We start from the raw sequence: 20,923 nt of genomic DNA on the forward strand, positions 1-20,923 counted from the left end.
CTCAGCCGGTCGCCGGGTCGGAGAACCCGGCCTCCAGGCCGTCGCCCTGCGCGCCGCCGTCGGCCGGCAGTGGCGCCTCGTCCTCGGCGGCGCGCACCTCCGCGTCGTTGTCCTGCGGCGCCCGGTCGACGCCGCGCTCGAGCTCGGCGAGCAGGCGCTCCTCGTCGGGGCGCAGCTCGCCGGTGCCGAGGTGCTCGCCCGGCTGCCCGGCGTCGGAGCCGGAGGCCATGCCGCTGTCGGGCAGGTCGGGGTCGGTCACGGTCGCCCTCCGGTCAGCGGGGGAAGTTCGGCTCGAGCCGCGGCACGATCTGCATCTCCGGCACGTAGGCCGCCGGGTGCACGGTCACCAGCGTGCGGACGGCGTCGGCCACCGCCGCGGGCGGCATCATCAGGTGCCCGGGGATGCCCCACTGCTCCATCATCGGGGTGTCCATGGCGGCCGGGATGACGCTCATGACCCGCGCCGGGAAGGGCCGCTCGGTGCCGTCCTCGGCCTTCACGGCCTTCTCCCGCAGCTCGCGCTGGATGCAGCGGGTGGCGTTGAGGAAGCCCGCCTTGGAGCCGTTGTAGGCGATCGCGCCGCTGCCCGAGGTGATCGCCGAGAGCGACACGATGTGCACGACGTCGGCGGTGCGACCCTCGGGCAGGTGCTGCGCCCGCTTCATGAACTCGCTGGTGAGGAAGATCGGGCCCTCGCAGTTGACCGCCATGACCCGGCGGTAGTCGTCGAGGTCGATGTCGGTGATGTAGCCCGGGCGGTCGATGCCGGCCACGTTGACCAGCAGGTCGAAGGCGTCGCCGTGCTGGTCGAAGAGCTGCGCGACCACCGCGCGCCGGCTCGCGTCGTCGGTCACGTCGAGGGCGACGACGTCGGCGCTGCCACCGGCGTCGGTCACCAGCTCGCGGGTCCGCGCGCTGCCGTCGGCGTCGATGTCGGCGACGACGACGTGCGCGCCGGCCTCGGCCAGCGACACGCACGTCGCCCGGCCCAGCCCGCTGGCCCCGCCGGTGACCAGCGCCACGCGGCCCTTGAGCTCCCCTGCCACCCGTTCCTCCGTTCCGGCCCGCGCGGGGCCGTGATCACGACTGCGTCCCCGCCACTCTCGCGGAGGACCGCGCGGCCCGCAGGTCGGGGCCCGCTCCGCCGCCCGCGCGCGGACGGCGGGTCAGGAGGGGGCGGCCCAGGCGTCGGCGAGCGTGACGGTCACCAGCTGCCGGCTCTCGACCAGTGCGAGCATCTGGTCGAGCACCGCGGTGAGCGAGGGCTGGTTGGCGTGGCCGACGACGATCGCCCGCGCGGTGAACCACTGCTCGGCGGCCGCCATGAGCCCCTCGGCGGAGACGACCCGGCCGTCGTCGAAGGTGCCGTTCCACAGGACGGTCGTCGGGTGGCCGACGTCGGCGGCGATGGCGTCGACGCGCTCGTCGTGCGAGCCGAACGGCGGCCGCCAGAACGGCGTCGAGGTCACCCCGAGCGTGCGCCGCATGAAGTCCTGGTTGCGCTGCAGCTCCTCGGCGACCTCGGCGTCGGGGGCGGTGGTGAGGTCGGGGTGCGACCAGGTGTGGTTGCCGAAGGCGACCTGGCCGGACTCGACGAGCGGCCACAGGTCGCGGGCGTTGTCGCCCCAGGTGCGGTAGCTGCCGTTGGGGAAGAAGGTCAGCCGGGTGCCGGTGTCGCGGCACAGCGCGACCAGCGCGGCGACCACCTCGCCGTTGCTGCCGTCGTCGATGGTGAGCGCGATCTGCGGGCCGCCGCCGGGCAGCTCCTCCACCACCCCGGCCGGCGCGGGGACGGCGACGATGCCGCCCGGGCCGGTCGGCGTCGCGGGCGCCGGCGAGCGGGCGGGCACGGGGTCGGGCGCGGCGAGGTCGAGGCCGGCGGCGCCCCGTCCGACGGCCGCGCCGGTGAGCCCGGCGGCGAGGAGGTACAGGAAGCCCCGGCGGTCCACGCGGCGGACGCTAGGGGGGCGGTGCGGCGCGTCCCCGGCAGCGACACAGCGGCGCTCGCGCGCCCGCCACCGTCCGTGTCCCGCCGACTACCGCCTTTCGCGCGCGAATGGCGACTCAGGCGCCCGGGACGAGCCCCGCCTGCTCGATGAGCCGCGCCTGCTCCCGGCACCACGGCGACCACTCGTCGAACTCGGAGTCCTCCTGGCGACGGCGGAACGCGGCCCACTCGAGCAGCTCCCACTCCCCCACCTCGCGGGGGTCGGGGTCGGGCGTGCCGGCGAACCGGCCGAGGTAGACCGGGCAGACCTCGTTCTCGACGACGCCGCGGAACTCGGCGCGGTAGCGGTAGCCGGGCAGCGCCGGGCGCAGGTCGGTCACCTGCAGGCCGAGCTCCTGCGAGGCGCGGCGGGCGATCGCGGCGGCGTCGTCCTCGCCGGGGCCGGGGTGCCCGCAGACGGTGTTGGTCCACATGCCGGGGAAGGTCTGCTTGTCCTCGGCGCGGCGGGTGACCAGCAGCCGGCCGTCGTCGGCGAACAGGTAGGCCGAGAAGGCGCGGTGCAGCGGCGTCTCGCCGTGGTGCACCAGCGGCTTGGGCATGGTGCCGATCGGCGCCCCGTCGTCGTCGACCAGCACGATCAGCTCCGCCGCGGTCACCGTCACGGCGCCCATCCTCCCCGATCACCGCGGTCCGTGTCAGGGCCTTGATAAACCGAGCAGCCGGTCGGACCATGAGTGCATGACCGGATCCCGGTTGGAGTGGCAGGGCCGGACGTGGGAGGTGCGCACCGCCCGGGCGGGCCTGCGCACCACGGCCACGCTGGTGCGCGACGAGCGGCCCGTGGCGGAGGGGCGCGGCCTCGGCCGGGTCCTGCTCCCCGTGCCGGGCGAGGCCGACCCGTCCCCGGCCGTCCTCGTGCTGGCTCCCCTGCCCGGCACGGTGGCCCGCACGGTGCTGCTGGTCCCGCGCCCTCCCGAGGGGAGCGACGACGACGGGGACGACGACGGGGACGACGACGGGCGCGACGGGCACGAGGACGACGCCGCCCGGCTGCTCGACCTGGCCACCGCCGAGCGGCACCCCTTCGCCCCGGCCCCGGGCACGCTCGCGGCCCGGCTGCGCGCTCTCGAGGAGCGGCACCCGCGGCTGTGGGCGGCGCGGCACGTCGTCGTCGCCGTCGGGAAGGTGGTCGCGGGCCTGCTCGGCCTCGCGCTGCTGCTGCAGGCGCTCGTGCGGCCGGTGCTCCGCTGGCTGGCCGGCCTGGTGCCCGACGTCGACCTGCCCGACCTGCCGCTCCCCGACCTGGACCTGCCCTCGATCCCGTGGCCGGACCTCGACCTGCCCGACGTCCACCTGCCCGGCTGGCTGGCCGCGGTCCTGGCGACGGCGAAGATCTGGGGGCCACTGCTGGTCGGCGTCGGCGTGGCGGTCGCCGAGGTGCGCCGCCGGCGCCGTCGCGGGGCGCCTCCCCCGGGGGATGATGCGCCGGATGCGCACCGTCGACCCTGAGCGGCACCGCGAGCGCCGGATGGCCATCGTGGGCGCCGCGCTCGACCTCTTCGCCACCCGCGGCCTGGACCGCACGACGACGGCGGAGATCGCCCGGGCGGCCGGGATCTCCAGCGGCGCGCTGTTCCACTACTTCCCGTCCAAGCGGGCGGTGTTCCTCGCGATGTTCGAAGCCGACCGGGACGAGTGGGACGAGGCGTTCGCCGCCGCCCGCGCGCACCCCGACCCGTGGGCGGCGCTGATGGACGTGGTGGAGCGGCTGGCCGCCGAGGCCGCGCACCCGCTGATGGCCGGCCTGCTCGTCGAGGTCCTCGCCCAGGCGCACCGCGACCCGGAGATGGCCGGGCTCGTCGCCGAGAACGACCGGCGGATGCTGCGCGGCGTCGCCGAGATCGTCGACCGGCTGTGCGACGCCGGGCTCGCGGACCCCGGCGCCCCCTCCGCCGTCGCGGCGCGCTGGGTGCTGACCGTCACCGACGGCTTCATGACCCGCGGCTACCCCGAGCCCGACCGGGACCGGCCGGCCGAGCTGCGGGCGGCCCAGCGGCTGGTGGCCCGCGCCCTCCGGTACACCGGTGAGGAACCGGCCGGCTGAGGCGTGCGGGACGGGCGGGCCGGGCACCGGGGGGACATGGACCGGTTCCGCAACGACGGCCTCACCTTCGACGTCCGCGACGGCGGCCCGCCCGACGGCGAGCCGGTGGTCCTGCTGCACGGCTTCCCGCAGGACTCCTCCGCCTTCGACCGGATGGCGCCCCTGCTGCACGCGGAGGGCCTGCGCACCCTCGCCCCCGACCAGCGCGGCTACAGCCCCGGCGCCCGACCGCGGGGCCGCTCGCCCTACCGGCTGCGGGCGGTCGCCGGCGACGTCGTGGCGCTGCTCGACGCCGCCGGGCTGGAGCGCGCCCACGTCGTGGGCCACGACTGGGGCGGCGCGGTCGCGTGGGCGCTCGGCGCGTGGCACCCCGACCGCGTCCGGACCATCACGGCGCTGTCCACCCCGCACCCGGGCGCCGTCGCGAAGGCCGTGCTGACCAGCGACCAAGGGCTGCGCTCGTCCTACATGGCCGCCTTCCAGCTGCCGGTGCTCCCCGAGCGGCTGCTGCTCGCCCGGGACGGCGCGGCGCTGCGCGGCGTCCTGGAGAACGGCGGCCTGCCCGACGACGCCGTCGCCCGCTACGTCGACCGGATGCGCGAGCCGGGCGCCCTGCCGGCCGCGCTGGCCTGGTACCGCGCGGTGCCCTTCGCCGCCCGCGACGCCGTCGGCCGGGTGGGCGTGCCGGTGCTCCACGTGTGGAGCACCGGCGACACCTTCCTCGGCCGCACCGCCACCGAGCGCACCCGCGAGTTCGTCACCGGCCCCTACCGGCTCGAGGTCCTCGAGGACGTGCCGCACTGGATCCCGGAGCTGGCCGCCGAGCGCACCGCCGAGCTCGTGGTGGCGCACGCCCGCGCCGCCGCCTGAGCGCTCAGGAGGGCAGCCCGTCGACCAGTGGCAGCCGCACCACGAACCGCGTCTCCCCCGGCCGCGACCGCACCTTGAGCACGCCGCCGTGCCGGGTGGTGACGATCCGCCAGGCGACGTCGAGGCCGAGCCCCGTGCCCTGTCCCACCGGCTTGGTGGTGAAGAACGGCTCGAACACCCGCCGCCGCAGCTCCTCGGGGATGCCCGGCCCGGTGTCGGCGACCTCGACGACGGCCGACTCCCCCTCCAGCGCGGTGCGCAGGGTCAGCGTGCCCTCCCCCGCCATCGCGTCGAGCGCGTTGTCGATGAGGTTGGTCCACACCTGGTTGAGCTCGGCGGCGTAGGCCGGGACCAGCGGCAGCGACCGGTCGTACTCCTTGACCACCCGGATGCCCGGGCCGGTCTTGGCGCTGAGCATCACCAGCGTCGCGTCGAGGCCCTCGTGCAGGTCGGTGGGCTGGTGCGGGGTGCGGTCGAGCTGCGAGTACTGCTTGGCCGCGCCGACCAGGTGGGTGATCCGCGCGGTGCTGTCGACGATCTCGGCGAGCAGCAGCTCGGTCTCCACCGTGTAGGCGAGCCACCGCAGCGCGGGCTCCAGGAAGTCCGCGTCGACGGCGCCGGCGACCTCGTCGAGCTCCGCGGGCCCGAGCCCGGCCGGCACGAACACCGACGCGAGCTCCCAGGGCCGGGCGACGTCGTGGCCGTCGAGCCAGTCCGACAGCACGTCCTCGCGGTCCGAGCGCTGGAGCGCGGTGAGCTCCACGGCGCCGTCGATGCCGGCGACGAAGCGCTCCTGCAGCTCGGTGAGCCGCCGCAGCTGCTCGCCGTCGAAGCGGCCGTCGGCGAGCAGCGCCAGCTTGTGCCGCATGCCGGCCACCCGCTCGCGCAGCGACGCCGTCGCCCGCGACGCCGCGGCCGCCGGGTTGTTCAGCTCGTGGGTGAGCCCCGCGGTCAGCTTCCCCAGCGCCAGCAGCCGCTCCCGCTGCGCGACGAGCTCCTCGGTGTTGCGGCTGCCGAGGAACAGCCCCTGCAGCAGGTGCACCGCCATGGGGAACCAGCGGCGGAAGACGGCGGCGAACTCGCCGGCCGGCAGGGCCAGGAACGTGCAGTCGGTGACCGCCCGCACCGACGACGGGTAGACCTGCGGCACCTGGTCGCCGAGGTAGAACTGCACCGCCCCCGCGTAGACGCCGCGCTGGTCGGTGCGCGCGGTCTCCACCTCGTCGCGGCCCACCCGGCGGGTCATCCGCAGCGTGCCCGACAGCAGCACGTAGAAGCACTCGGCGGGCTCGCCCTCCGTGCAGACGTCGCTGCCGGCCGGCACGTCGACGACGTCGCCGGTCGCGGCCACCCAGGCCAGCTGCTCGGCGTCGAGGTCGCCGAAGAGGAAGAGCTCGCGCAGCTCGTCGGGCGCGAGACGGGTCGGCGCGCTCACCGCTCCTCCAGGTACCGGTGCACCAGCGTGACGGCCATGGCGCCCTCGCCCACGGCCGAGGCCACCCGCTTCACCGACTGGGCGCGCACGTCGCCGGCGACGAACACCCCGGGCAGGCCCGACTCGAGGAAGTAGGGATCGCGTTGCAGCCGCCAGCCCGGTGGCCGCTCGCCGTCGACGAGCAGCTCGGGTCCGGTGAGCACGAAGCCGTGGTCGTCGCGGTCGAGGACGCCGTCGAGCCAGTCGGTGCGCGGCTCGGCGCCGATGAAGACGAACAGGTGGGAGGTCTTCGCGGTGCGCACCTGGCCGTCGGGGCCGACGAGGTCGATCTCCTCCAGGTGGTCCCCGCCGCGGACGGCCGTGACGGTGGTGCCGGTGCGGACGACGACGTTCGGCAGGTCGGCCAGCTGCTGGATCAGGTAGTGCGACATCGACGCCTCCAGCGACGGGCCGCGGACGACGAGGGTGACGCAGCGGGCGTGGCGGGAGAAAAACACCGCCGACTGCCCCGCCGAGTTGGCCCCGCCGACGACGTAGACGTCCTGGTCGGCGCAGGCCTCGGCCTCGGTGAGGGCCGAGCCGTAGTAGACGCCGCGGCCGGTGAAGGAGTCGGCGCCCTCGGCGGGCAGCGTCCGGTAGGAGACGCCGGTGGCCAGGACGACGGCGTGCGCCGCGATGCTGCCGCCGTCGGCGAAGTGCACCACCCGGGCCGGCCCGCGGGCCTCCAGCGCGGTCACCTTGCGGGCGGTGAGCACCTCGGCGCCGAACTTCGCCGCCTGCCGCCGGGCGCGGTCGGCCAGCTGCCCGCCGGAGACGCCGTCGGGGAAGCCGAGGTAGTTCTCGATCCGGCTGCTCTGCCCGGCCTGCCCGCCGGTGGCCTGGCGCTCGACGAGCACGGTGCGCAGGCCCTCGGAGGCGCCGTAGACCGCGGCACCCAGCCCGGCCGGGCCGCCGCCGACGACGACCAGGTCGAAGAAGTCGGTGCTCGGCTCCACGGTCAGCCCGACCGCGGCGGCGAGCTCCGCCTCGGTGGGCGCCAGCAGCGGCTCCCCACCCGGCGGGACGACGACCGGCACGTCCTCCGGGGCGGCGCCGGCCGCGGCGAGCAGTCGCCGCCCCTCGGGCTCCTCGACGCTGTACCAGCGGTAGGGGACGGCGTTGCGGGCGAGGAAGTCCCGCGCGGCGAACGACGGCGCCGACCAGTGGTGGCCGACGAGCTTGACGTCCTCGACGGCGACGTCGGGGCTGGCCGCCCAGGTCTCGACCATCGCGTCGACGACCGGGTAGAGCTTCTCCTCCGGGGGCTCCCAGGGCTTGAGCAGGTAGTGGTCGACGTCGACGACGTTGATCGCCTGGATGGCGGCGTCGGTGTCGGCGTAGGCGGTGAGCAGCGCCCGCCGCGCGCGGGGGAACAGGTCCATCGCCTGCTCGAGGAACTCGATGCCGTCCATGCCGGGCATGCGGTAGTCGGCGAGCACGGCGGCCACCCGGTCACCGCGCAGCTTGAGCTCGCGCAGCGCGTCGAGCGCCTCCTCCCCGGACGACGCGCGGACCACGCGGAACCGCTCGCCGTAGTGGCGGCGCAGGTCGCGGGCGACGGCGCGCGAGACGCCGGGGTCGTCGTCGACGGTGAGCAGGACGGGGCGGGTCCGGGCGGCGGGCGCGGCGGACTCGGCGGGCGTGGTCACGACTCCTCCAGGGGGACGGGGCGGCGGCCGGCGGCCGCGCCGCCGCCGGCCGGGATCCGGGGGTGCACCTGCGGCCCGTCGACGCCGCAGTGCAGGCACTCCTCCACCGGCAGGCGGCCGCCCGAGGGGCGCTCGGCGGGCGGCCGGCGGATCGCCGCCGCGGCCACCAGCGCGCCCGCGACGAGCAGCCCGGCGCAGATGAGCAGGGCGGTGCGGAAGCCGGCCGCGAACGCGGCCGGGTCGGTGTAGTCGTCGCCGATGCCGGCGACGACCGGCACCACAGCGACGGCGAGCAGCCCGGCGGCGCGGGCGACGGCGTTGTTCACGCCGGAGGCGACGCCGGCGTGGCGGTCCTCGGCGGCGTCGAGGACGGTGGCGGTGAGCGGCGCGACCAGCAGGGTCAGGCCGGCGCCGAAGACGACGGTGCCGGGCTGCACGTCCCCCGGCCAGGAGGCGTCCTCCCCGACCCGCAGCAGGAGCAGCAGGCCGGCCGCGGCGACCAGCGGCCCCGCGGTGAGCAGCGGCCGGGCGCCGATCCGCTGCGCGAGCGCGCCGACCCGGGCGGAGAACAGCAGCATGAGCGCGGTGACCGGCAGCAGCGCCGTCCCGGCGACCAGCGGGCTGTACCCGGCGACCACCTGCAGGTGCAGCACCAGCAGCACGAACACGACGCCGAGCGCCGCGTAGACCAGCAGCGTGACGGCGTTGACGGCGGTGAACACCCGGCTGCGGAAGAGCACCGGCGGCACCAGCGGGTGCCGCGACCGGCGCTGGACGACGGCGAACGCGGCGAGCGCGACGACGCCGGCGGCCACCCAGGCGAGCGCGCCCGGCCCACCGTCACCCCCGGCCGCCGTCAGGCCGTAGGTGAGCCCGCCGAGGCCCGCGACGACCAGCGCCGTCCCGGTCCAGTCCAGGCCGGGCGCCGCGGCCGGGTCGCGGGTCTCGGGCACGTGCTTCGCGGCGACCGCGACGATGAGCACCGCGACCGGCAGGTTGACGAGGAACACCGCCCGCCAGCTCCACTCGACCAGCCAGCCGCCGAGGAACGGGCCGACGGCGCCGGCCACCCCGCCGAGGCCCGACCAGGCGCCGACCGCGGCCGCGCGGTCCTCCGGGGCGAAGGAGGCCGAGATGATCGCCAGGCTGCCCGGGGTCAGCAGCGCTCCCCCGACGCCCTGCAGCGCGCGGGCCACCACGAGCGTGCCGACGTCGGGGGCCAGGCCGCACAGCAGCGAGGCCGCGGCGAACCAGACGACGCCGACGACGAACACCCGCCGCCGGCCGAGCCGGTCGCTGAGCGAGCCGCCGAGCAGGATCAGCGAGGCGAGGGTGAGCGTGTAGGCGTTGACCGTCCACTGCAGGCCGCTGAAGGACGCGCCGAGGTCGGTGCCGATGCGCTCGAGCGCGACGTTGACGACGGTGCCGTCGAGCATCGCCAGGCTCGACCCGAGCACGGTCGTCAGGAGGACCCAGCGCCCCTGGGAGGTGCCCATCCGCAGTCCGCGGTCCGGCTGCGGCCGGGACGTCACGCGCCGAGCCTCGTCGGCGGCGTCGGGGCTGTCAACGACCCCTCCGCATGGGCGGCGGACGGCCGGGGCACCCCCGGGGTCCTGACCGACCGAGCCGAGGAGGCCTCGATGTCCACCGCCACCACCCCGCGCCGCCGCTGGCGCCTCGCCCTGGCCGGCGTCGCCGTGGCCGCCGCGTCGTTCACGACCGCGGCGTGCGGGTCCGACGTCGTCGACGACGACGTGCAGCAGAACGTGGAGGAGGGCGTCGACGACGCCGAGCAGGAGGTCGAGGACGCGACCGACGGCGAGGACTCCGACGGCTGACCCGACCGGGTGCAGAGAACTCTTTGCAAAGGGTTCTCTGCACCCGTAGCCTCGCCGTGTGCCGGAGCTGCCCCCCGAGGACACCGTCGACGTCAGCGACCCCCGCACGCTGCGGGCGCTGGCCCACCCCCTGCGCACGGGCCTGCTCGCGCTGCTGCGCTCCGAGGGCCCGTCGACCGCGTCCCGTCTGGGCCAGCGGCTGGGCGAGAGCAGCGGGACGACGAGCTACCACCTGCGCCAGCTGGCCGGCCTCGGCCTGGTCGAGGAGGTGCCTGGCGAGGGCACCGCGCGCGAGCGGTGGTGGCGCGCCCGGCACCGCAGCACCCGCTGGCGCACCGAGGACCTCGTCGACCGGCCCGGCGGCCGGGAGGTCCTCGAGGAGCTCACCCACCAGCTGCTCGGCCGGCAGCGGCGGATGCTCGCCGCGCACGCCGAGCAGCGCGAGGAGCTCGAGCCGGCCTGGCGCGACACCGTCTCGCTCAACGACTGGGCGCTGCGCCTCTCCCCCGCCGCCGCCGCCGAGCTGACCGAGGAGCTCAACGGCGTCCTGGAGCGGTGGCGGGCGACGCGCGAGGAGCCCGGCCAGCCCCTCGTGCACGTGCTGCTGGACCTGTTCCCGCTGTCCGAGGACCCGGGATGAGCGCGCCGCTGACGCCCGCGGCCGCCGGGCGCCGGTTCGTCGGGCTCACCGCGCTGCGCTGGCTGCCGGTGGGGCTGAGCGCGCCGGTCACGGTGCTGCTGGCCGCCTCGCGCGGGCTGTCGCCGGCCGACGTCGGCGTCGTCATCGCCGTCTACTCCGTGGTGGTCCTCGTCCTCGAGCTGCCGACCGGCGGCCTCGCCGACTCGCTCGGCACCCGGCCGGTGCTCGTCGCCTCCGCTCTGTTCAGCACCGCCGGCCTGCTGGCGCTGGGGTTCGCGGAGAGCGTGGCGGCGTTCGCGGCCGCGGAGGCGCTGCGCGGCGTCGGGCGGGCGCTGGACTCCGGCCCGCTGGAGGCCTGGTACGTCGACACGGTGCGTGCCGCCGACCCGGACGCCGACGTGGCACCGGGCCTGTCCCGCGCCGGGGCGGCCGACGGCGCGGGCCTGTGCCTGGGCGCCGTCGTCGGCGGACTCCTGCCGCTGCTGTCCGGCCGGGCCGGTGACGACGCCCTCGTGCTGCCGGTCCTCGCCGCGGCGGCGCTCACGGCCGTGTCCGCGGTCGCGGTCGCGCTGCTCGTCGTCGACCCGCCCGGGACCCCGCGCCGGCGCCTGGCGGACGCGGGGGCCGGCGTCCGTGCGGCGCCCGCCGTCGTCCGCGACACCGCCCGGCTCGTCTCCCGCGACCGGCTGCTGCGGCGGGTGCTCGCGGTCTCGCTGCTGGTGGGCGCGGTGCTGTCGACGCTGGAGCTGCTCGGGCCGCTGCACGCCGCGGAGCTGACCGGCAGCGGCGCGGCGGGGGCCACGCTGTTCGGCGTCGTCATGGCGGTGTCGTTCGCGGCCGCCGGGCTCGGGGCGCTGCTCGCGCCGGCCGCGCGCCGGCTGGCGCGGGGCTCCGGGCCCGTGGCCGCCGCCGGGCTGGCGGCGCTCGGGGCGCTCGCGATCGCGGCGGTGCCGCTGGCCGGGCCGGTCGTCCTGACCGCGCTGTTCGCCGTGTTCTACGTGGGCAACGCCGCCTCGTGGCCGCTGTGGAAGTCCGTGCTGCACGGGCGCGTGGGGGCGGGACGGCGGGCCACGGCGCTGTCGGCGTCGTCGCTGGCCCTGCAGGTCGGGGCGCTCGGCGGGTCGCTGGGCCTCGCCCGGCTGGCGGACGCGGCGGGCCTGCCGGCCGGGTTCCTGGGCGCGGCCGCCGCCGCGCTGCTGACCGCGCTCGTGTCGCTGGGCCTGCGGTCCCGGTCACCGGTTGCCGCGTCGCCCACCGGGTAGCGGCGGGTCATGGCTGAGCTCCCCCAGGCACACCTCTCGGGCCTGCGCGTCGCGGTCACCGGCGCCAGCGGCAACGTCGGCACCGCCCTGCTGCGGCGGCTGACCGCACCGGGCAGCGGCGTGGCGGAGGTCCGCGGGCTGGCCCGCCGGCAGCCGCCGGACACCGAGCCGTACTCCTCGGTGACCTGGTACCAGGCCGACCTGGGCGAGACCGCGAGCGAGCAGGCGCTCACCAACCTGCTCGAGGACGTCGACGCCGTCGTGCACCTCGCGTGGGCGCTGCAGCCCGGGCGCAGGACCGAGGAGCTGCACAAGGCGAACGTCGACGGCACCCGGCGGGTCATGCGGTCCGCCGTCGCGGCGGGCGTCGAGCACGTGGTGCACATGTCGTCGCTCGGCGCGTACGCCGCGGGCGGCGGCTCCCGGCCGGTCACCGAGGACTGGCCGGTCACCGGCATCCCGTCGTCGCAGTACAGCCGGCAGAAGTCGGAGGCCGAGCGCGTGGTGCGCGAGGTGGTGGGCCGCAAGCAGGACGTCACGCTCACCGTCGTCCGCCCCACCCTCGTGCTGCAGCCGGAGGCGGCCAGCGAGATCGGCCGCTACTTCCTCGGCCCGCTGCTGTTCGGCGCCGCGCGGCTGGTGCCGGCGCAGGTGGCGTCGGTGCTGCCGCTGCCCCTCCCCTCGCTCCGGGTGGGACTCGTGCACGCCGACGACGTCGCCGACGCGATCGTCCGCATGCTCGACCGGCGCGCCCCCGGGCCGTTCAACCTCTCCGCCGACCCCGCACTCGACGCCGACGGGCTCGCCCGCGCGCTCGGGACCACGCGCATCCCCGTGCCGGCCGCGGTGCTGCGCGCCGGGCTGACGGCGGCCTTCCGGGCGCACCTCACGCCCACCGAGCCCGGCTGGCTCGACCTCGGCCTGCAGTCGCCCGTGCTCGAGACCGCCCGCGCGCGCACGCAGCTCGACTGGCAGCCCGCCCACCGCGGCGACGACGTGCTGCGCCAGTTCGTCGCGGCCCTCGGCCGCGGTGACGGAGGCCCCGGTCCCCTGCTGCGCGCCACCGGCGGCCGCGAGCACGACCCGGCGGGCGACCCGCACAACGTGCCGAACCAGCGTCCCGACTGAGGTGGCCGCTCGCCGCTGGCCTGCGGCTTCGAGTGTCCACAGGCCTTGTCCGCCGTTCTATCCGAACGTATGATCGAACGCGTGACGACGGTCCTGCCCGCTCCGGCCGGGGCGCCGCCGGTCGGGTGGGCGCGGGGTCCGCTGGGGCTGGTGCAGGCCGCGGACCGTGAGGTGTCGCGGCAGTCGGCGCTGCGGTACCGGGCGGTGGCGGCGTTCGCGCTGTCCCGTCCGGCGTCGGCCGATCGGCCGCAGGGCACGCGGGGTGCGATGGCGGCCGAGCGGTGGGCGGTGCGGCCGGAGCTGCTGCGCTCGGTGAGCGAGTGGGCCGCCCAGGAACTGTCGATCGCGCTGTCGCTGACCGCGACGGCGGCCGAGGCCCTCCTGACCACCTCCCTCACCCTCGTGCACCGGCTGCCGGCGACGCTGGACGCGCTGGAGGCCGGGGCGGTGCACGCCGGTCACGTGAGCGCGCTGGTGGATCACGTCGCGTCGGTCGCCGACGACGCCGTGCGCGCGGCGCTGGAGCGGGACCTGCTGGCGTGGGCCGCCCGGCGCGGGACGGTGTGCACGCCGGCGCAGCTGCGGGACAAGGCGCGTCGTGAGGTGCTCGAGCGCCGGGCCCGCTCCGCGGCCGACGACCTCGCCCGGGCGGTCACGCGGCGCGGGCTGTCCTGCCGCCCCGACAGCTGCGACGGGATGAGCGTGGTCTCCGCGCTGCTGACCACCCCGGAGGCCGCCGCGTTGATGGCGGCGCTGGGCGCGTACGCCGACGCGCTGCCCGACGACGGGCGCACCCGCGGGCAGAAGATGGCCGACGCGCTGCTCGACCTGGTGCTCCGGCCCGGGGAGAACGGGCTGTCCCCGGTCCAGGTGGTGCTCACCGTCGTGGCGCCGGTCGGGGCGCTGCTGGGCGGGGACCAGCCGTGCGAGATCGACGGCCAGGTCGTCCCCGCCGAGGTCGTGCGCGCCCTGCTCGCCGCCCTCACCGGCGCGCACGTCACGGCCGACACGGCCACCGCCGAGGACACTGCGGCTGAGGACTCCACGTCCGCCCAGGACACCACCACTCAGGACACCGCGGACGCCGCTGCTGCCGACACCGCTGGGGATCCCGCGTCCGAGCAGAACCCCACGCCGGCCGAGGAGGGAACCGCTGAGGGCGTTCGGGCCGCTGACGCCCGGACGGACCCCACCGCGGCGCAGCCCAGCAACACCATCTCCGGCACCGCCACCTCCGGCGTCAGTCTCGTCAAGGGCGAGGACCCGCTGCGCGGCCTGAGCGACGCCGCCATCGCCCAGCACGTCACCGAGATGGAGGCCGATGCCGCCTGGTGGGCGCAGATCGAGCGCCGCGTCGCCACCGGCGAGCTCTACGCCGACCTCGACCCCGCCTTCGACGACGACCCCTGGCCACCGCCCGGGTGGCCACCGCCCTGGGACGACCCCGACCCCGACGACCCGGCCGATCCCCGCCCCGGCACCCCGCCGGCACCCCAACCCGTGCCCGACGGGTGGTGGGCGCGCGCCGATGACGCGGTGACCGCCGCCGGCACCGCGCTGCTCGTGGCCGAGCAGGCGGTCGGCCACGCCCGCCGCCTGGTGGCCACCGCCGAACGCGCCGAGGCGAGCGATGAGAGCGCCTGGGCCGATAGTCCGGCCGGCCGCGTGACCGCGGCGGCCGACGCCCTGGACGCACTGGCAGCGGCCACCGACGACACCCGCCTGGACCTGGCGGACCTCCTCGATCGCACCACGGGCGGCGGGCTCGCCGACCGGCCGCGGATCGCGGTCACCGACGCCCTCACCGGTGCCCTCCTGGCCCTCACCGACCTACCGGAGCTGCGCCGCACCGCCCGCGCCGGCACCGGACTCGCCGCACCGCGCGAGACCGACGGCTACCGCCCGGGTGCCGCTCTCGACCGGCACGTGCGCGTCCGCGACCGGCGCTGCCGCTTCCCCGGCTGCCGCCGCCCCGTGCCGAGAAAGGGCGAGCTCGACCACGGCGTGCCGTGGCCCCTCGGCGCGACCAGCGCCGCCAACCTCACCGGCTTCTGCACCGGCCACCACCGCGGCAAGCACCAGGCACCCGGCTGGACCCACACACTCGCCCCCGACGGCACCCTCACCGTCACCACCCCCAGCGGCCTCACCGCCACCACGCAGCCGCCGCCGTACTGACCGCGACGGGCGGCGTCAGCTGCGGCTGGTCCAGGCCCCCACCGACCGGCCGGTGGCCGCGAACACGTCCGCGGCCTGCTCGGCACGCAGCGCCACGAACAGGCCCTCTGCCTCGGCCAGCACCACCTCGGGAGCGCCCTCGGCCACCAGCCGGGCGTGCGCGGTGGTCCGCCGGCCGACGGTCTCCCCCATCTCCGCGGTGAGCAGCAGTGGCACCCCGAGGTGGACCGGCCGCCGGTAGCGGACGGTCAGCGTGGCCGTCAGCCCGCCGCGGCCGGCCGCGCGCAGGGCGCGGGCGAGCACGTGGTCGAGCAGCGTCGCCACCACCCCGCCGTGCACCAGCCCGGGCGGCCCCTCGTGCGGCTTGCCCACGGTGACCCGGCCGGTCGCCCGCCCGTCGGGGCTGTCGGTGGCCACCAGCGGCGGCGCCACCGGACTGCCCGGCCCGTAGACCGGGCTGTACCAGCGCTCACCGGTCTCCGGGTCGTCGACGCGGGCGATCTCGTGCAGGCCCCGCCCGGCGACCCGCAGCCGCGCCGCCAGCTCGCGCGCGGCGGCGGCCGCGGCCTCCAGCTCGGCGTCGGGCACCTCGGTCCGCACGGCGGCGTCGACCAGCTCGCGCAGCGCGTCACCCAGCTCGCCGACCGCCGCCCGCCGGGCGGCGCGCCCTTCCGACGTGAGCGGCTCAGCCACGCGGCATGCCGGCCGCGCGCAGCAGCCCGCTGCCGACGATCACCCGCTGCACCTCGCTGGTGCCCTCGTAGAGCCGGTAGAGGCGGGCGTCACGGTAGAAGCGCTCCACCGGCGTCGTCCGCAGGTACCCCAGCCCGCCGTGCACCTGGACGGCGCGGTCGGTCGCCCGGCCGACCATCTCGCTGCACCACAGCTTCGCCGACGACGGCCCGATCGAGGTGTCCTCGCCGCTGTCGTACCGGGCGGCCACCTCGCGCACCATCGCCCGGCCGGCCACCGTCTCGGCGTGCATGTCGGCGATGAGCGCCTGCACCAGCTGGAACCGGCCGATCGGGGCGCCGCCTTGCTTCGCCGTCGCCGCGTAGGCCACCGACTCGTCGAGCACCCGCTGCGCCATCCCCACGCACAACGCCGCGATGTGCAGCCGGCCGCGGGACAGCACGGTGAGCGCCTTCGAGTAGCCGCGCCCCTCCTCGCCGATCAGCGCGTCGGCCGGCACGTGCACGTCGTCGAAGAACACCTCCGACGTCCAGGCGCCCGACTGCCCCATCTTCACGTCCTTGGGGCCGAGGGTGACCCCGGGCGCCTTCGCGTCGACGACGAAGCTCGAGATCCCCCGGCCGCCCTTCTCCTCGGGGTCGGTCCGGGCGAAGACGACGAACAAGTCGGCCAGCGGCGCGTTGGTGATGTAGCGCTTGGCCCCGTTGACGACCCAGCCCTCGCCGTCGCGGCGCGCGGAGGTGCGCAGGCCGGCCGGGTCGGACCCCGCCTCGGCCTCGGTCAGCGCGAACGAGCCGATCAGCTCGCCGGCCGCCAGCCGCGGCAGGTAGGTCTTCTTCTGCTCCTCGCTGCCGAAGCGGGCGATCACCTGCCCGGCGATGCCGTTGTTGGTGCCGAACAGCGAGCGGAACGCCGGCGTCGTGTAGCCGAACTCGAACGCGAGCTCCACGTCCTCGCTCATCGAGACGCCGAGGCCGCCGTACTCCTCGGGCAGCGCGTAGCCGAACAGCCCCATGTCGGCGGCGGCGCCGCGGAGCTCCTCGGGGATGCGGTCGTCGAGGTCGATCTCCTCCTCGCGCGGGACCACCACCTCCCGCACGAGCTGGCGCACCGCGTCCCTGATCTGCGTGAAGTCCTCGGCGTCCACGGCCCCATGGTGCCGCCTGGAGGGCGGTCCGGACGACCGGGGTGGACCGGACGGATGAAACAGCAGGCCGGGGCGTTGCAGGTTCGGGAGCCGAGACGTTCAGCTACCGACCGAGCACTCCCCGTTGTGGCCTGGGGCTGGGCGGACTACGTTCGACGCGGGTGCCCGAACCCAGTGGCACCCGCTGTCCCCCGGAGTCCCCGTGCACCTCTCCGTCGCACTCGTACCCGCTCCCGCCCAGGTGGTCGTCCGGCTCACCGGAGACGCCGGGCGGTCGACGCTCGACCGCCTCGTCGCCGCCCTCACCGACGCCGCCGGCCGCGGCACCGGCAGCGTCGTCGTCGACGTCGCCGGGGCCCGCTTCGGCGACGGCACCGGCCTGCAGACGCTCGCCCGCTTCAGCGACACGCTCGCCGCGGCCGGCCGCCGGCTGCGGGTCGTCGGCGCACCCGCGGCGGTCCGCCGCCAGGTCGCCGACGCCGGGCTCGGTGGGCGGCTCGAGCTCGACGGCCCGCTCACCGGACAGGACCCCGTGCCCCCGCGGCCGGACCGCCGGGTGCCGGCGCAGCGCCGGTCCCCGGAGCCCAACCCCCCGCACGGGCGCGAGGCACTCCTGCCCCCGACGGTCCCGTTCGTCCTCGACCGGAGGCGCTGAGCCCCGACCGAGGACGCCGACGCCTCAGGCCAGGGCGTCCAGGCGCGCCGTGTCCTCGTCGGAGAGCGAGAGACCCGCGGCGCCCATGTTCTCCGTCAGGTGGTCGACCGACTTGGTGCCGGGGATGGGCAGCACCACCGGCGACTTCCGCAGCAGCCAGGCCAGCGCCACCTGCGCCGGGGTGGCGTCCAGCTCGCGGGCGATGTCGGCCACCGGGCTGTGCGGCGCGGCGAGGTCGCCGGTCGCGATCGGGAACCACGGGATGAACGCGATCCCGTTCTCGGTGGCGTAGTCGAGGACGTCCTGCGACTGCCGGTTGGTCAGGTTGTAGAGGTTCTGGACGCTGACGACGTCGACGATGTCGCGGGCGTCGCGCAGCTGGTCCACCGAGACCTCGGAGACGCCGATGTGGCGCACCTTGCCCTCGTCCTGCAGCTCCTTGAAGGCACCGAGCTGGTCACCTAGCGGCACCTGGGAGTCGATGCGGTGCAGCTGGATGAGGTCGATGCGCTCCACCCGCAGGTGCCGCAGCGAGAGCTCCACCTGCTGCTTGAGGTAGGCCGGGCGCCCGACGGGCGTCCAGATGCCGGGGCCCTGCCGGGTCAGGCCGGCCTTGGTCGCGATGACCAGGCCCTCCGGGTAGGGGTGCAGCGCCTCGGCGATGATCTGCTCGCTGACGAAGGGGCCGTAGGAGTCGGCGGTGTCGATGAGGTCGACGCCCTGCTCGACGGCGGCCCGCACGACGCGCAGCGCGCCGTCCCGGTCGGCCGGCTCGCCCCAGACACCCGGGCCGGGCAGCTGCATGGCGCCGTAGCCGAGCCGGTGGACGGGCAGGTCGCCACCGAGGGCGAAGGTGTCGCTGAGCTGTGCAGTGGTCATGCCCGGTGCCAGCACACCAGCCCGCGCGGGTGTTCCCAGGGGCGTGTTCGATGGGCGGCGTGGGCGAGATCCTGGTGCTGCGGCACGGCGCGACCGAGTGGAGCAGGAGCGGCCAGCACACCGGCGTGACCGACCTGCCGCTGCTGCCCGAGGGCGAGGAGCGGGCCCGCTCGCTGGCCCCGGCGCTGGCCCGCCGCAGGATCGTCGAGGTGTGGACCAGCCCCCGGCAGCGCGCCCGGCGCACCGCGGAGCTCGCCGGGCTGGCCGCCACCGGCGTCGACGACGACCTCGTCGAGCTCGACTACGGCGGCTACGAGGGCCGCACCACCGCCGAGATCAGCGAGGAGCTCGGCCGCGAGTGGTCGGTCTGGCGCGACCCCGTGATCGCGGGCGACACCCCCGGCGAGACGCTCGAGCAGGTCGGCGAACGGGTGGACCGGGTGCTCGACCGGGCCCGCGCCCGCCTCGACGACGGCGACGTCGCCCTGGTCGCGCACGGCCACGTGCTGCGCGTCCTCACCGCCCGCTGGCTGGGCCTCGAGCCCGCCGCCGGCGCCCTGTTCGCCCTCCCCGCCGGCGCCTACGGCGTGCTCGGCCACGAGCACGCGCGGCCGGTGCTCACGGGGTGGGGACTGGGCTGACCTCCCCGGCACCCTCCGGCGCGGCGGGCCGGCCGAACAGCCAGCCCTGACCCAGGTCGGCGCCCAGCGCGGCGACCTCCTCGGCCGCCTGCTCGGTCTCCACGCCCTCCGCCACCACGACGGCGCCGAGGGCGTGCGCGTGCGCGGCGACCGTGCGCACCACCGCGCGGGCACCGTCGTCGGGCAGCGCCGACACCAGCGCCCGCCCGAGCTTGACCACCTCGGGCCGGACGACGTCGAGCAGCGGGGCGCTCGACCAGCCGGCGGCCACCTCGTCGAGGGCCACCCGCCAGCCGCGCTCCCGGAACGCCTCGAGGACGGCGAGCAGGTGGCCGCGGTCGGCGACGGCGGCCCGCTCCCCCACCTCGAGCACCAGCTGCCCCGGGGCGATCCCCGCGGCCTCCAGCGCCGCGACGGTGCTGGCGAGGTCGGCGTCCGGCTGCAGCACCGACGTCGGCTGGGTGTTGACGAACAGGTCGGCGTCGCCCAGCCACCCCGCGGCGCCGGCGATCGCGCACTCCCGGCCGACCCGGTCCAGCCGCGGCAGCCAGCCGGCGGAGTCGGCGACGAAGAACAGGTCCCCGCCGTCGACGGCGCGGCCGTCGGAGTCCGCGCGCAGCAGCGCCTCGTGGGCGACGACGGACCGGCCCCCGAGCTCGACGATCGGCTGGTACGCCGACCACAGCTCCGCCTCGGCCAGGACCCCGACCTCCGCGGTCACCCCGCGCCGGGCGAGCTCCTGCGCCAGCGTGGGCGCGGTCAGCAGGCCCCGCACGAGCGCCGTGTACTCGTCGGCCGGGTCGGTGGCCACGCGCACGGACTCCGCCTCGGCGCCGGTCAGCTCCCGTGAGATGCGGTCGAAGAACAGCTCCACCCGCAGGCCGTCGCGCTCGTCGGACAGGTCGAGCACCCCCGGCGCCGAGAACACCGACAGGCCGACCGACCGCGCGACGGCGGCCACGGCCGGCAGCACGTGCTCGGCCGGGCTGGCCAGCAGCACCCGGGTGGCCGCCTCCGGCAGGTCCCACGCCTCGCGCCGCCGGGCCGCGGGGACAGCCGTGGACACCGGACTCGACACGCGCAGCAGGATGACCGACGGTGCCGCCCGCCGCGACCAGGCGCACCGGACGCACCAGATCCGGGACGTCGCCGCGCCGCGGGACGACCGCGCGGACCCCGGAGGCCCTAGTGTCCCCCCATGGCCGCCGCACTGATCACCGAGCCGCCGGCACGCACGGGCCGCGGGGGGCGTCCCCGCGACCCCAGCCGCGACGACGTCATCCGCGCCGCGATCCTGCGTCTGCTCGGCGATGTCGGCTACGGCGCGCTGACGATGGATGCCGTCGCCGCGGAGGCCGGCGTCGGCAAGGCCACGATCTACCGCCGCTGGCGCACCAAGCAGGAGCTCGTCGTCGACACCGTCGCCGACCTCAACCGGTCCTGGACCGTCGACGCCGACACCGGCTCCCTCGAGGGCGACCTCCGCGAGCTGGTGCACCGGATGGTCGAGATGATGGCCAGCCCGGTCGGCGCGGCCACCCGCTCGCTGCTCGCGGCCATGCAGCACGAGCCCGCCCTCATCGACGCGTTCCGCGAGGGGCCGCTGGCCGTGTGGCGCCGCGCGTTCGCCGAGATGTGGACCCGGGCGCAGGCCCGCGGCGAGATCGACGGCGACCTCAGCCAGTCCATCCCCGCCGAGGCCTCCACCGCCCTGCTCGTGCAGCGCTGGCTCGTCACGCGCGAGCCGGTGGACGCCGCCTACGCCGACGCGGTGCTCGAGACCGTGGTCCTCCCGCTGGTGCGCCGCACCCGCTGAG

22 protein-coding genes are annotated in these 20,923 nt (G+C 76.7%); 11 read left to right on the forward strand and 11 right to left on the reverse strand.

Going from position 1 to position 20,923, the window contains the following annotated elements; translation table 11 throughout:
* Nucleotide 1 precedes the first annotated feature (1 nt).
* The 4 genes from ACI79X_RS11395 to idi all read right to left on the reverse strand — a co-directional run bounded on the left by ACI79X_RS11395 (nucleotide 2) and on the right by idi (nucleotide 2,610).
* A complete protein-coding gene (locus ACI79X_RS11395) occupies nucleotides 2-259 on the reverse strand; it encodes a hypothetical protein (protein ID WP_457025512.1) in 258 nt (85 codons plus the stop codon).
* A 13-nt stretch (nucleotides 260-272) separates the two neighbouring features.
* Nucleotides 273-1,046: an SDR family NAD(P)-dependent oxidoreductase gene (locus tag ACI79X_RS11400; RefSeq protein ID WP_457025513.1), complete on the reverse strand. Its 774-nt coding sequence runs from the start codon at nucleotides 1,044-1,046 to the stop codon at nucleotides 273-275.
* A 120-nt stretch (nucleotides 1,047-1,166) separates the two neighbouring features.
* Nucleotides 1,167-1,949 carry a polysaccharide deacetylase family protein gene (locus ACI79X_RS11405; RefSeq protein ID WP_457025514.1) on the reverse strand — a complete coding sequence of 261 codons (783 nt, stop codon included), beginning with the start codon at nucleotides 1,947-1,949 and terminating at the stop codon, nucleotides 1,167-1,169.
* Nucleotides 1,950-2,064: 115 nt separating this feature from the next.
* On the reverse strand, nucleotides 2,065-2,610 hold the full coding sequence (gene idi / locus ACI79X_RS11410) for an isopentenyl-diphosphate Delta-isomerase (RefSeq protein ID WP_457025515.1): 546 nt from the start codon (nucleotides 2,608-2,610) through the stop codon (nucleotides 2,065-2,067).
* Between the two features lie 76 nt (nucleotides 2,611-2,686).
* Between idi and ACI79X_RS11415 the strand changes: the two genes are divergently transcribed.
* From ACI79X_RS11415 to ACI79X_RS11425, 3 genes are read left to right on the forward strand one after another with little or no spacing between them, the layout of a single operon-like run.
* On the forward strand, nucleotides 2,687-3,457 hold the full coding sequence (locus ACI79X_RS11415) for a hypothetical protein (protein WP_457025516.1): 771 nt from the start codon (nucleotides 2,687-2,689) through the stop codon (nucleotides 3,455-3,457).
* Nucleotides 3,438-4,052 carry a TetR/AcrR family transcriptional regulator gene (locus ACI79X_RS11420; protein ID WP_457025517.1) on the forward strand — a complete coding sequence of 205 codons (615 nt, stop codon included), beginning with the start codon at nucleotides 3,438-3,440 and terminating at the stop codon, nucleotides 4,050-4,052. The genes ACI79X_RS11415 and ACI79X_RS11420 overlap by 20 nt, the downstream gene beginning before the upstream one ends.
* 36 nt (nucleotides 4,053-4,088) lie before the next feature.
* Entirely contained in the window at nucleotides 4,089-4,922 is an 834-nt protein-coding gene (locus ACI79X_RS11425) for an alpha/beta fold hydrolase (RefSeq protein ID WP_457025518.1), read from the forward strand.
* A gap of 4 nt (nucleotides 4,923-4,926) precedes the next feature.
* Here ACI79X_RS11425 and ACI79X_RS11430 read toward each other — a convergent pair whose 3' ends face one another.
* Genes ACI79X_RS11430 through ACI79X_RS11440 form a run of 3 tightly spaced genes read right to left on the reverse strand, consistent with a single transcriptional unit; the run spans nucleotide 4,927 to nucleotide 9,577 of the window.
* Nucleotides 4,927-6,357: an ATP-binding protein gene (locus tag ACI79X_RS11430; RefSeq protein ID WP_457025519.1), complete on the reverse strand. Its 1,431-nt coding sequence runs from the start codon at nucleotides 6,355-6,357 to the stop codon at nucleotides 4,927-4,929.
* Nucleotides 6,354-8,045 carry an FAD-dependent oxidoreductase gene (locus tag ACI79X_RS11435; RefSeq protein WP_457025520.1) on the reverse strand — a complete coding sequence of 564 codons (1,692 nt, stop codon included), beginning with the start codon at nucleotides 8,043-8,045 and terminating at the stop codon, nucleotides 6,354-6,356. Before ACI79X_RS11435 ends, ACI79X_RS11430 begins: the two co-directional genes overlap by 4 nt.
* Entirely contained in the window at nucleotides 8,042-9,577 is a 1,536-nt protein-coding gene (locus ACI79X_RS11440; RefSeq protein WP_457025521.1) for an MFS transporter, read from the reverse strand. Before ACI79X_RS11440 ends, ACI79X_RS11435 begins: the two co-directional genes overlap by 4 nt.
* Nucleotides 9,578-9,685: 108 nt before the next feature.
* Between ACI79X_RS11440 and ACI79X_RS11445 the strand changes: the two genes are divergently transcribed.
* From ACI79X_RS11445 to ACI79X_RS11465, 5 genes are all read left to right on the forward strand, one after another.
* On the forward strand, nucleotides 9,686-9,883 hold the full coding sequence (locus ACI79X_RS11445; RefSeq protein ID WP_457025522.1) for a hypothetical protein: 198 nt from the start codon (nucleotides 9,686-9,688) through the stop codon (nucleotides 9,881-9,883).
* A 58-nt stretch (nucleotides 9,884-9,941) separates the two neighbouring features.
* Nucleotides 9,942-10,523, forward strand: a complete 582-nt coding sequence (locus ACI79X_RS11450; protein WP_457025523.1) for a helix-turn-helix domain-containing protein — start codon at nucleotides 9,942-9,944, stop codon at nucleotides 10,521-10,523.
* Nucleotides 10,520-11,785: an MFS transporter gene (locus ACI79X_RS11455; protein WP_457025524.1), complete on the forward strand. Its 1,266-nt coding sequence runs from the start codon at nucleotides 10,520-10,522 to the stop codon at nucleotides 11,783-11,785. The genes ACI79X_RS11450 and ACI79X_RS11455 overlap by 4 nt, the downstream gene beginning before the upstream one ends.
* A 9-nt stretch (nucleotides 11,786-11,794) precedes the next feature.
* On the forward strand, nucleotides 11,795-12,913 hold the full coding sequence (locus tag ACI79X_RS11460; protein WP_457025525.1) for an NAD-dependent epimerase/dehydratase family protein: 1,119 nt from the start codon (nucleotides 11,795-11,797) through the stop codon (nucleotides 12,911-12,913).
* A gap of 81 nt (nucleotides 12,914-12,994) precedes the next feature.
* Nucleotides 12,995-15,091, forward strand: a complete 2,097-nt coding sequence (locus ACI79X_RS11465) for a DUF222 domain-containing protein (protein ID WP_457025526.1) — start codon at nucleotides 12,995-12,997, stop codon at nucleotides 15,089-15,091.
* Between the two features lie 15 nt (nucleotides 15,092-15,106).
* Here the strand turns inward: ACI79X_RS11465 and ACI79X_RS11470 are convergent, their stop codons facing one another.
* A complete protein-coding gene (locus ACI79X_RS11470; RefSeq protein ID WP_457025527.1) occupies nucleotides 15,107-15,784 on the reverse strand; it encodes a PaaI family thioesterase in 678 nt (225 codons plus the stop codon).
* Nucleotides 15,777-16,931, reverse strand: a complete 1,155-nt coding sequence (locus ACI79X_RS11475) for an acyl-CoA dehydrogenase family protein (RefSeq protein ID WP_457025528.1) — start codon at nucleotides 16,929-16,931, stop codon at nucleotides 15,777-15,779. The genes ACI79X_RS11470 and ACI79X_RS11475 overlap by 8 nt, the downstream gene beginning before the upstream one ends.
* Nucleotides 16,932-17,133: 202 nt before the next feature.
* Here ACI79X_RS11475 and ACI79X_RS11480 point away from each other — a divergent pair, with 202 nt between their 5' ends.
* The gene (locus tag ACI79X_RS11480; protein ID WP_457025529.1) at nucleotides 17,134-17,586 is read left to right on the forward strand and encodes an STAS domain-containing protein; all 453 of its coding nucleotides are present in this window, start codon (nucleotides 17,134-17,136) and stop codon (nucleotides 17,584-17,586) included.
* A gap of 24 nt (nucleotides 17,587-17,610) precedes the next feature.
* On the opposite strand, the gene ACI79X_RS11485 is transcribed toward ACI79X_RS11480, so the two are convergent.
* Nucleotides 17,611-18,465, reverse strand: a complete 855-nt coding sequence (locus tag ACI79X_RS11485; RefSeq protein WP_457025530.1) for an aldo/keto reductase — start codon at nucleotides 18,463-18,465, stop codon at nucleotides 17,611-17,613.
* Nucleotides 18,466-18,524: 59 nt separating this feature from the next.
* On the opposite strand from ACI79X_RS11485, the gene ACI79X_RS11490 reads away from it, so the two are divergent.
* Nucleotides 18,525-19,106, forward strand: a complete 582-nt coding sequence (locus ACI79X_RS11490) for a histidine phosphatase family protein (RefSeq protein WP_457025531.1) — start codon at nucleotides 18,525-18,527, stop codon at nucleotides 19,104-19,106.
* On the opposite strand, the gene ACI79X_RS11495 is transcribed toward ACI79X_RS11490, so the two are convergent.
* On the reverse strand, nucleotides 19,084-20,184 hold the full coding sequence (locus ACI79X_RS11495; protein WP_457025532.1) for an EAL domain-containing protein: 1,101 nt from the start codon (nucleotides 20,182-20,184) through the stop codon (nucleotides 19,084-19,086). The genes ACI79X_RS11490 and ACI79X_RS11495 overlap by 23 nt on opposite strands.
* A 120-nt stretch (nucleotides 20,185-20,304) precedes the next feature.
* Between ACI79X_RS11495 and ACI79X_RS11500 the strand changes: the two genes are divergently transcribed.
* A complete protein-coding gene (locus ACI79X_RS11500; RefSeq protein ID WP_457025533.1) occupies nucleotides 20,305-20,922 on the forward strand; it encodes a TetR/AcrR family transcriptional regulator in 618 nt (205 codons plus the stop codon).
* Nucleotide 20,923: the final 1 nt, after the last annotated feature.

The organism is Geodermatophilus sp. SYSU D01119 (assembly GCF_054049975.1).